This window comes from Pseudomonas neuropathica, from assembly GCF_015461835.1.
Taxonomy (GTDB): domain Bacteria; phylum Pseudomonadota; class Gammaproteobacteria; order Pseudomonadales; family Pseudomonadaceae; genus Aquipseudomonas; species Aquipseudomonas neuropathica.
In genome coordinates this window covers 225,351-233,978 of the sequence record NZ_JACOPX010000014.1, presented here as the reverse complement: position 1 = coordinate 233,978, position 8,628 = coordinate 225,351, and the positions used below count along the sequence as shown (strand labels likewise).

Genomic DNA, 8,628 nt, shown 5'->3' with positions numbered 1-8,628 from the left:
GCCTCTGGCTAACACTTCCCCTTGCCGGGTGTGTAGAGGACTTCCACCTCCAAGTCACCAGCGTGGCCACCACAGCCAAGCTGGTTGCGCTTGCGCGCAACGCGCCATGCCTGGCGCACCCAAAAAAGGGCCTGTTGAATCAGGCCCTGAAAAACCAAATACATACTCTCAACTCACTACAAAAAACCGTCACAGCTCATACGCATACCCCTCATACTCTTTATCTGCCTCATCCGAATCATTCACTGCATCGTCGCGCCGTCCATCAATGAGCCGGTTCCTCATTCCTCGGGTCATTGATGAACGGCAATTCACTCGGGTCTTTTTCGCCTAGCGAGCGACGTGCGACAGCCTGTCATCGCCCCCCGACTCAATGGAACCCATCCCGTGAATCAACGGCCCATAACGCCGGCCGAATTCCCAGTTGTACGGCACGCCATCCTTGCTGCTGCCGTTGTCCCAATTCACCGACCAGGTCATCAAGCCTTTGATCGGCATCCCCTTGATCGCCAGACGCTTGAGGACATTCCCGACCACGGTTTTGTCGATCACATACCCGGTGGCCGCCGCATCGTTGTTGGCCGGCAGGCCGATAACGAACTTGTCCGCCGGAATTCTGGTGAAGCCGCGAGTACCAGTCACCAGACTTTCGGTCAGGTAATAGAGGAAATCCTCCTTTAGCGGATCGTTGTTCTGCGCAATCCACGCACCTGCGCCGTTGTTGGCTTCCGGCACCCAGACCCCGTCACCGCCCTGGTTGTAGAACTGCGGGGCGATGAAGTCGTAGTAGCCTTCCAGTGACTGCAGGTAGCTCACGTATTTGCCGGTGCTGGTCAGGTATGGAAACTCCGGGGCCATGCTGATGATGAAGTGCTTGCCCTGGCCTGCGTAGTGATCCTTGACCAGTTTCAGTGCGGCCGGCAGGACGGTCTTGTTGGCCGCGAAATCAATCGCACTCTGTTCAAGATCGATATCCAGGCCGTCGAAGCCATAGGTTTCCACCAGACGGATGATTTCATTGGCCAGCGGTTGTTCCTGACCGCTGCGCAACTCGATGTGGGCATCGGCGCCACCGAGGGAAATCAACACGGCCCGCCCTTGGCTGTTGAGCACACCGACCTGACGGCGGAACTCGGCATCGGAAACGTTGAACGGCTTGAAGGTCGGAATGCCGCTGCCCTTCATAAAGGCTACCGCGACGACGTTGTATTGCTTGGGCACTTCTTCCAGCGACAGGCTGGCGAAGCGGCCCTGACGATAACCATCGCTCGGGCCTGCGGGCCAGTTGTGCCAGAAGCCCATGAGGATCTTTTTGCCGGCAATGCTCGGCATCAGCGAGGCGGCATCGCTCGCGGCGTTTTGCACTAAAGAGAAATCGATTTTTGACATGTTCTAATCCTTCAGAACGTGTGGGTTTGGCGACGCAGCGCCGTTATTTGAAGTCGACGTCGAAGGCCTGATAGAAAGCGTTGCCGGTGTTGGCGACGATCCACATCAGCACGATCACATGATGGCCCGTCTTGTTGGCCGGCAGTTTCACCGCGTGATTGACCTTGGCCTTCAACTCATTCGGGTAGCTGTAATAAGGCACCTGAGTGTAGAAGTCCTCAAAGAACGGTTGCGCCTCCAGTTGCGCGCGGCTGATGCGTTGTTTCGGGTCCCAGCCGTCCTTGGTGATCAGCCAGCGGTAGCCGCGAGTGGTGTGCGGCGCGGTGTATTCCCATTTGATTTCGAGGGTCTGCCCCGGGGTGACATTGAGCAGCGGCCAGGTGAACGGACGAGCGAGTTTCTTGCTCATCTCTTCATTGGTGAAGTTCACACAGTCGCGGGCATCACTCTTGCCGCCGCTGAGGATGTAGCCATCGGCCGGTGGCGTAACACTGTCCGAGTCGCTCTGGTATGGCGCCGGAAACGGCCCCGCTGCCAGTGCCGGGAAATTTTTCCCGCCTTCCATTTCATTGACCTGCCAGGCACCGAGCAGTCCTTGCTCAATGGCCACCGCACCGCGGCTGGCAGGAGAGATGACGCGACCATGTCGCAGTTGGGTTTGTGCTTGTGGTTGATTCATGTTTTTCACTCCGTTGATTTAAGAACTCTCCTTTCCGAGGAGAGGCCTTCAAGCTAACGGAGGCGAATTTTTTGTCCATCGGCGGTTTTGTCGCAGTCAACGGATGAAGGCCAGCAAAACGCTGCAAACACTGGATGTATATCCAGTCTTTTACGATAATACCCACCCGAGATGACGCCAAAAGATTACACGCCGACGCTGCAAAAACTGCCATTCAGTACTCACGACAACTGTGCCTGGAACTCCTTTTCGTATTGCCCGGCGAGTTGTACTTTCTGTTTCTCATTGAGCAATTTGCCGGCCATCTGGAAGAACTTCTGCTCTTCTTCTTTCAAATGATGATGAACCTTGTCCGACAGCTTCTTCGCGGTTGCCAACCACGCCGGACTGGACATCTCGGTCTCGTCGAGTTCTTCCATCATCTCGTCCATTTCATGGTGTTCAGCGATGGCATGGCGGCTCAGATCAACACCCTCGTCAAGCTCCATCAACGGAATGTAGAAATGGCGTTCTTCGGCGGTTTCGTGGGCCTGGAGTTCGGCTTTGAGTTGTTTGTAAGCCTCGACCCGCTCCGGGGTGTCGCCGCTGGTTTCGATCAGGGTTTTGGCGTAGCTACGCTGGCGCTCATGGCTTTCGCGAAGGGCTTCGAAAATATTCATGGGGGATCCTCATCAACCGCGTGCTGGAATGACGCTGTAAGAGCTAGACCCCGGCGCGTGAGCGGCAGTTCCACCGGGTTGAGAGGGCTTGGAAGATCACCGCCCGGCAGGATAGGCTGCGGGTTCAAACCACAAGGAAGTCAGGCATGAACTTGCGCATCGAGTTGTCACAACATTCCACAGAAGAAGAACGCCAGGCAATTTTGGCGCCCCTGCATGCCTATAACGTGGCCAAGGCCGGGATCGCGGTATCCGAACCGCTCACCCTGCTGGTGCGTGACGATCACGATCAGATTCTGGGTGGACTCTATGGCCGGCTGGTCTGCCAGTGGTTGTTCATCGATTTGCTGTCAGTGCCTGAAGCAGGCCGGGGCCAGGGTATTGGCTCGAAGCTGATGCGCATGGCCGAAGAGCTGGCGCGGGAGAAAGGTTGCATCGGCGCATGGCTCGACACGTTCGACTTTCAGGCACCGGAGTTCTACAAGAAACTCGGGTACAGCCAGTTTGGTGAGATTGTCGATTATCCGCCGGGGCACAAGCGGCATTTTTTCCAGAAGCGACTTGTAGGTTGAATGTACCGACCCCTTCGTCGGAACGCCGCCCGGAGCAGGCTCGCTCCCACATTTGGAATGCATTCCACGGTAGGAGTGAGCCTGCTCACGATGCCGACAGCCGCGTCAACGCATGATCAGAGGCAAGTCGCTAAAGCCGCCAACCGGCGCTTGGCGACAAAATCATCCTTCTGCGCGTAGTAATTCAGCGTCGTACCCGATGCTTCGGTGAGCACATCGACAAAAGACTCTGCCGAACGGGTATACACCGTCGTACCGCCCGATTTACGCGGTTCCAGATACGCCGCCGCATCCACGCCAAACACCGCTTCGTCCTGCCAGCCGAACTGCACACAACGCGCCACGTCTTTTTCGGCTTTGTCCGACGTCAATACCTTGTACGGGGTTTTCGTGCGAGCATCGTCCATCACCGAGCCTGCGCAACCGGCCAGCAGTGTCGCGGCCAGCGCTACCATCAGAATTCGCATTGCATTCGCTCATTCAGAAAAAAGCGGACTGTATCATCGCAGCAGCAGGAATCGTTCTGCTTTACTGCATTTATAGCGCGACAGGCGCAGGCCGCTGCGGCAACCTAAGGTCATCAGCCTCACAAGGAAAACACATGGCGCCTACCGACCAGCGACATGAACACGCCCTGAAAGTATTTCTCGACGCGCGTCCCGAACTGCGCGAATCCCTCGACCACCTCAACCCGCTACTGGCTCAGGCCAAAGGCGAAACTCAGGCGCAGTATCGTGAAGAACGACTGCATGAAGCGTTCGAGGCCGAGGCGGAACAACAAGGTCTGTTTGCCTGGGAGCTGACACTGCTACTGACGGCCGCAACGCCTGAGGAATACCAAGCGCAGCGCCTTGAGGTGCATCGTGAAGTCGCAGAAATGGCTCATATGGGCTGGCTGGAATATTGCGATCTGTATGGCATAGAACCCTAACCGCCGCCCAAGGACACTTCTACCGATGCTGCCATCCGCCTCGACTCACCGCGCCAGCCCCGGCCATCTGCACACGCAAAAGTGGCGCGGTCGAGTGGGTCTGGCGCTGGTGGCCAGCCTCTCGGTGCTGGCCGGCATGACCGATGCCATTGGCTTTATGGCCAGCGGCGATTTCGTCTCGTTCATGAGCGGCAACACCACTCGACTCGCCGTGGCGATCAGCGATGGCGAGGTCGGGTTGACCGTGCGCCTGGTGATTCTCGTCGCAACTTTCGTTGTCGGTAACGCTTTGGGTGTTGTCGTCGCACGTTTCGGCGGACGCCGGGCGCTGCCACTGCTGCTGTGTATCGCCACCCTGCTGTGCGCGGCGGCGGTCTGGCCATTCGAACCCCAACTGCCGGCGCTGATGGCGGCGATCATTGCGATGGGCATGCTCAACGCGGCGGTCGAAGAAGTGAATGGCTTGCCGGTCGGGCTGACTTACGTGACTGGCGCGTTGTCGCGGTTCGGCCGTGGATTGGGCCGCTGGATGCTGGGCGAACGGCGCAGTGGCTGGCGGGTGCAACTGGTGCCCTGGAGCGGGATGTTTATTGGCGCGATTCTGGGCGCGGTGCTGGAACACCATTGGGGGCTGAAGGCGATGTTTGTCAGCGGTTTGCTGGCCGCAATGATCGGGCTGCTATCGCTGAAAATCCCACGGCGCTGGCAGTTGGGTTACATGCCGCGTTGATTGAGACCTCACCCCAATCCCCTGTAGGAGCTGTCGAGTGAAACGAGGCTGCGATCTGTTGATCTTGCTTTTAAAGATCAAGATCAACAGATCGCAGCGTGCCGCTGCTCCCACAGAGATCGTGTTTCGCTGCAAGCGCTGCGATCCTTTGCGGTCTGCAATGCTTTATCATGGCCGCAGTTTTGCTGATCGAGTCCGTCATGAAGTTCGCCATTGCGCTGTTTTCCGCCGCCCATGCGCCCTCCTCGCGCCGCGCCCTGCTATTTGCACAAGCAGCGCTGGCCGGCGGGCATGAAATTGTCCGGCTGTTTTTCTATCAGGACGGCGTTTACAACGCTTCGGACGCGGTGGTCACCCCGCAGGACGAACCGGACCTGCCCAAACAATGGCGCACCTTCATCACCGAACAAAAGCTCGACGGCGTTGTGTGTATCGCCGCCGCCCTGCGCCGTGGCGTGCTGGACGCTGAAGAAGCCAAGCGCTATCAGCGTGACGCCGTTTCCGTCAGCGCGCCGTGGGAATTGTCCGGCCTCGGTCAGTTGCATGACGCGGTGCAAGACGCTGACCGCTTGATCTGCTTCGGAGGTGCGTGAGATGGCCAAGTCCCTGTTGATCATCAGCCGCCAGTCGCCATGGTCAGGCCCCGCGGCCCGCGAAGCGCTGGACATCGTGCTGGCCGGCGGCGCCTTCGATCTGCCGATCGGCCTGTTGTTTCTCGATGATGGCGTACTGCAACTCGCCGCCGGGCAGAACGCCAAGGCCCTGCAACAGAAAGACCTCAGCGCCAACCTGCAGGCACTGCCAATGTTTGGTGTAGAAGAACTGTTTTACTGCGCCGACAGCGCCAGCACACGTGGTCTCGGCAATCTGTCGCTGGACGAAGCGCAGCCGCTGGCCGCCGAGCAAATCACCGCCCTTATTGACCGTTACGACCAGGTGATCACCCTCTGATGTCGACTTTGCATGTGTTGTCTCATTCCCCGTTCGGCGATGATCGCCTGAGCAGTTGCCTGCGCCTGATCGGCAGCGCTGATGCCCTGCTGCTGTCCGGCGATGCCGTCTATGCATTGCAACCGGGTACAGCGCCATTCACCGATCTGCAAAACCGCCAGATCAAATTGTTGGTTCTGGCCGAAGATGCACAGGCTCGCGCCATCGAAGTCCCGGATTGGGCCGACGCCATCGATTACCCGGCCTTCGTCGAGCTGTCGATCCACCACGACAAGGTCAACAGCTGGCTATGAATTCCATGACCGTCGGCGCCCGCGCCATCGAACTGGACAAGGACGGTTTTCTCGTCGACCTCAGCGACTGGTCTGCAGACGTTGCCAGCGCCCTCGCCGCTGCCGAAGAGATCGAGTTGACCGCCGAACACTGGGAAGTCCTCGAACTGCTGCGCAGCTTCTACGAAGAATTCCAGCTGTCCCCGGCCACCCGGCCGCTGATCAAGTACACCGCGTTGAAACTCGGCCCGGACAAAGGCAACAGCCTGCACCTCAACCGACTGTTCAAAGGCACCCCTGCCAAACTCGCCGCGAAACTGGCGGGCCTGCCCAAACCGACGAATTGCTTATGACCGACTTTCCAGCGCTGACCCTCGAAACGCCTGCCGAACACCCGTTCGCCCAATTCGTGCGGATTCTCGGCAAAGGCAAACGTGGCGCTCGCGACCTGACCCGCGAAGAGGCGCGCGAAGCCATGGGCATGGTGCTCGACGACAAGGTTGAAGACACCCAGCTCGGCGCGTTCCTGATGTTGCTGCGGCACAAGGAAGAAAGCGCCGAGGAAATGGCCGGCTTCACCGAAGCCCTTCGTGACCGCTTGCAGGCGCCGGCACTGAACGTCGATCTGGACTGGCCGACTTACGCTGGCAAGAAGCGTCATCTGCCGTGGTATCTGCTGGCAGCCAAGTGCCTGGCACAGAACGGCGTGCGCATTTTCATGCACGGCGGCGGCGCACACACCGCCGGGCGTCTGTACAGCGAGCAATTGCTTGGTGAATTGAACATTCCGCTGTGCCGCACCTGGCAACAGGTCGGCGCGGCACTGGACGACGGCGGGCTGGCGTTCATGCCGTTAGTGGACTGGGCGCCGCAGCTGCAGAACATGATCGACCTGCGCAACACCTTGGGCCTGCGCTCACCGATCCATTCCCTGGCGCGGATTCTCAATCCGCTGGGCGCACGCTGCGGCCTGCAAAGCATTTTTCACCCTGGTTATCAGGCGGTACACCGCGATGCCAGCGGATTGCTTGGCGACACGGCGATTGTGGTCAAAGGCGATGGCGGCGAAATCGAGATCAACCCGGATGCCGACAGCCACCTCTACGGCACCACCGGCGGCGAGAGCTGGGACGAGGAATGGCCGCAATTGTCGGCGCAACGCCACGTCAAACCGGCGACCCTGGACGTCGAACACCTGAAAGCCGTATGGCGTGGCGAGGTGGTCGACAGTTACCCGCAAATGGCCTTGATTGCGACCATGGCGCTGGCCTTGCGCGGTCTCGGTCAAAGCCGTGAGCAAGCCTTCGCAACCGCCGAGCACTACTGGGCCGCGCGGAACAAATCGATTTAACCGATCATTCGCGCCTGATCTTTGCGCTTTTTGTTCGAACTCATCGGAATAGACTCGACTCCAACGATTATTGGTTTACGGAGTCTTGATCATGGGTTTACTCGTCGATGGCCACTGGCAGGACAAGTGGTACGAAAGCAGCAAGGACGGCGCCTTCCAGCGCGAACAGGCCAAGCGCCGCAACTGGGTGACCGCGAACGGCGAACCCGGCCCCAGCGGTGAAGGCGGTTTTGTCGCGGAGGCCGGGCGCTATCACCTCTATGTTTCGCTCGCCTGTCCGTGGGCGCATCGCACGCTAATCCTGCGCAAACTCAAAGGCCTGGAAAGTCTCATCGACGTCTCGGTGGTCAGTTGGTTGATGCTGGAAAATGGCTGGACCTTCGACACGGCGCTCGGCTCAACCGGCGACAAACTCGATGGCTTTGAATTCATGCATCAGCGCTATACCGCCGACACTGCCGATTACACCGGCCGCGTCACCGTGCCGGTGCTGTGGGACAAGAAGCTCAAGCGCATCGTCAGTAATGAATCGGCGGAAATCATCCGCATGTTCAACAGCGCGTTTGATGGTTTGACCGGCAATGATCTGGATTTCTATCCGGCGCCATTACGCGGCGAGATCGATGCGCTGAACGAGCGGATTTATCCGGCGGTGAACAACGGCGTGTATCGCGCAGGTTTTGCGACGTCGCAACAAGCTTATGAAGAAGCGTTCGATGAGGTGTTTGCCGAACTCGATCACCTTGAAGGCGTTTTAAGCGCAAACCGCTATCTGAGCGGCGAATACCTCACTGAAGCTGACGTGCGCCTGTTCACTACGATCATCCGGTTTGATGCGGTGTATCACGGCCACTTCAAGTGCAATCTGCGGCGCATTGCCGATTATCCGAACCTGTCGAACTGGCTGCGGGAGATGTATCAGTTGCCGGGGATTGCCGAGACGGTGGATTTCCATCACATCAAGAATCACTACTACGGCAGTCACAAGACGATCAATCCGACTGGGGTTGTGCCGAAGGGGCCGGAGCAGGATTTCAGCGTGGCCCATGATCGGACGCGGCTGGCTGGGAAAGGGGTTTGGTTGAAGGGTTAAT

General features: G+C 58.6%; 14 protein-coding genes. 10 read left to right on the top strand and 4 right to left on the bottom strand.

All coding sequences use genetic code 11. The annotated features are described in order from the left end of the window. Window positions 1-272 (top strand): hypothetical protein (locus H8F23_RS28950; RefSeq protein WP_228759320.1); only part of this gene is annotated, 272 nt, incomplete at its 5' end. 58 nt (window positions 273-330) lie between these two features. On the opposite strand, the gene H8F23_RS21310 is transcribed toward H8F23_RS28950, so the two are convergent. The 3 genes from H8F23_RS21310 to H8F23_RS21300 all read right to left on the bottom strand — a co-directional run bounded on the left by H8F23_RS21310 (window position 331) and on the right by H8F23_RS21300 (window position 2,727). Next, window positions 331-1,389, bottom strand: coding sequence for a chitinase (locus H8F23_RS21310; RefSeq protein WP_194935679.1), 1,059 nt, complete (start codon window positions 1,387-1,389; stop codon window positions 331-333). 43 nt (window positions 1,390-1,432) lie between these two features. Then, entirely contained in the window at window positions 1,433-2,068 is a 636-nt protein-coding gene (locus H8F23_RS21305) for a lytic polysaccharide monooxygenase auxiliary activity family 9 protein (RefSeq protein ID WP_194935678.1), read from the bottom strand. Window positions 2,069-2,289: 221 nt separating this feature from the next. Further along, window positions 2,290-2,727, bottom strand: a complete 438-nt coding sequence (locus H8F23_RS21300; RefSeq protein ID WP_186622474.1) for a hemerythrin domain-containing protein — start codon at window positions 2,725-2,727, stop codon at window positions 2,290-2,292. Between the two features lie 146 nt (window positions 2,728-2,873). Between H8F23_RS21300 and H8F23_RS21295 the strand changes: the two genes are divergently transcribed. Continuing rightward, window positions 2,874-3,299 carry a GNAT family N-acetyltransferase gene (locus H8F23_RS21295; protein ID WP_095048058.1) on the top strand — a complete coding sequence of 142 codons (426 nt, stop codon included), beginning with the start codon at window positions 2,874-2,876 and terminating at the stop codon, window positions 3,297-3,299. Between the two features lie 116 nt (window positions 3,300-3,415). Here the strand turns inward: H8F23_RS21295 and H8F23_RS21290 are convergent, their stop codons facing one another. Continuing rightward, complete coding sequence (locus H8F23_RS21290; protein ID WP_093434342.1) at window positions 3,416-3,766, bottom strand: hypothetical protein; 351 nt, start codon at window positions 3,764-3,766, stop codon at window positions 3,416-3,418. A 134-nt stretch (window positions 3,767-3,900) separates the two neighbouring features. Here H8F23_RS21290 and H8F23_RS21285 point away from each other — a divergent pair, with 134 nt between their 5' ends. The 8 genes from H8F23_RS21285 to H8F23_RS21250 all read left to right on the top strand — a co-directional run bounded on the left by H8F23_RS21285 (window position 3,901) and on the right by H8F23_RS21250 (window position 8,627). Further along, complete coding sequence (locus tag H8F23_RS21285) at window positions 3,901-4,230, top strand: DUF6388 family protein (RefSeq protein WP_194935677.1); 330 nt, start codon at window positions 3,901-3,903, stop codon at window positions 4,228-4,230. A 25-nt stretch (window positions 4,231-4,255) separates the two neighbouring features. After that, window positions 4,256-4,960, top strand: a complete 705-nt coding sequence (locus H8F23_RS21280; RefSeq protein WP_194935676.1) for a YoaK family protein — start codon at window positions 4,256-4,258, stop codon at window positions 4,958-4,960. Window positions 4,961-5,160: 200 nt separating this feature from the next. Then, entirely contained in the window at window positions 5,161-5,553 is a 393-nt protein-coding gene (gene tusD, locus H8F23_RS21275; protein ID WP_194935675.1) for a sulfurtransferase complex subunit TusD, read from the top strand. A gap of 1 nt (window position 5,554) precedes the next feature. After that, window positions 5,555-5,911 carry a sulfurtransferase complex subunit TusC gene (tusC, locus tag H8F23_RS21270; protein WP_194935674.1) on the top strand — a complete coding sequence of 119 codons (357 nt, stop codon included), beginning with the start codon at window positions 5,555-5,557 and terminating at the stop codon, window positions 5,909-5,911. After that, on the top strand, window positions 5,911-6,204 hold the full coding sequence (gene tusB / locus H8F23_RS21265) for a sulfurtransferase complex subunit TusB (RefSeq protein WP_194935673.1): 294 nt from the start codon (window positions 5,911-5,913) through the stop codon (window positions 6,202-6,204). The genes tusC and tusB overlap by 1 nt, the downstream gene beginning before the upstream one ends. After that, window positions 6,201-6,536 carry a TusE/DsrC/DsvC family sulfur relay protein gene (locus tag H8F23_RS21260; protein WP_095118237.1) on the top strand — a complete coding sequence of 112 codons (336 nt, stop codon included), beginning with the start codon at window positions 6,201-6,203 and terminating at the stop codon, window positions 6,534-6,536. Before tusB ends, H8F23_RS21260 begins: the two co-directional genes overlap by 4 nt. After that, window positions 6,533-7,534, top strand: a complete 1,002-nt coding sequence (locus tag H8F23_RS21255; protein WP_194935672.1) for a glycosyl transferase family protein — start codon at window positions 6,533-6,535, stop codon at window positions 7,532-7,534. The genes H8F23_RS21260 and H8F23_RS21255 overlap by 4 nt, the downstream gene beginning before the upstream one ends. Window positions 7,535-7,625: 91 nt before the next feature. After that, window positions 7,626-8,627 carry a glutathione S-transferase family protein gene (locus H8F23_RS21250; RefSeq protein ID WP_194935671.1) on the top strand — a complete coding sequence of 334 codons (1,002 nt, stop codon included), beginning with the start codon at window positions 7,626-7,628 and terminating at the stop codon, window positions 8,625-8,627. Window position 8,628 lies beyond the last annotated feature (1 nt).

Excerpts from the sequence above, each read along its gene's own strand:
- H8F23_RS21310 (WP_194935679.1), bottom strand. The coding sequence starts at position 1,389 with ATGTCAAAAATCGATTTCTCTTTAGTGCAAAACGCCGCGAGCGATGCC.
- H8F23_RS21305 (WP_194935678.1), bottom strand. The coding sequence starts at position 2,068 with ATGAATCAACCACAAGCACAAACCCAACTGCGACATGGTCGCGTCATC.
- H8F23_RS21300 (WP_186622474.1), bottom strand. The coding sequence starts at position 2,727 with ATGAATATTTTCGAAGCCCTTCGCGAAAGCCATGAGCGCCAGCGTAGC.
- H8F23_RS21295 (WP_095048058.1), top strand. The coding sequence starts at position 2,874 with ATGAACTTGCGCATCGAGTTGTCACAACATTCCACAGAAGAAGAACGC.
- H8F23_RS21290 (WP_093434342.1), bottom strand. The coding sequence starts at position 3,766 with ATGCGAATTCTGATGGTAGCGCTGGCCGCGACACTGCTGGCCGGTTGC.
- H8F23_RS21285 (WP_194935677.1), top strand. The coding sequence starts at position 3,901 with ATGGCGCCTACCGACCAGCGACATGAACACGCCCTGAAAGTATTTCTC.
- H8F23_RS21280 (WP_194935676.1), top strand. The coding sequence starts at position 4,256 with ATGCTGCCATCCGCCTCGACTCACCGCGCCAGCCCCGGCCATCTGCAC.
- tusD (WP_194935675.1), top strand. The coding sequence starts at position 5,161 with ATGAAGTTCGCCATTGCGCTGTTTTCCGCCGCCCATGCGCCCTCCTCG.
- tusC (WP_194935674.1), top strand. The coding sequence starts at position 5,555 with ATGGCCAAGTCCCTGTTGATCATCAGCCGCCAGTCGCCATGGTCAGGC.
- tusB (WP_194935673.1), top strand. The coding sequence starts at position 5,911 with ATGTCGACTTTGCATGTGTTGTCTCATTCCCCGTTCGGCGATGATCGC.
- H8F23_RS21260 (WP_095118237.1), top strand. The coding sequence starts at position 6,201 with ATGAATTCCATGACCGTCGGCGCCCGCGCCATCGAACTGGACAAGGAC.
- H8F23_RS21255 (WP_194935672.1), top strand. The coding sequence starts at position 6,533 with ATGACCGACTTTCCAGCGCTGACCCTCGAAACGCCTGCCGAACACCCG.
- H8F23_RS21250 (WP_194935671.1), top strand. The coding sequence starts at position 7,626 with ATGGGTTTACTCGTCGATGGCCACTGGCAGGACAAGTGGTACGAAAGC.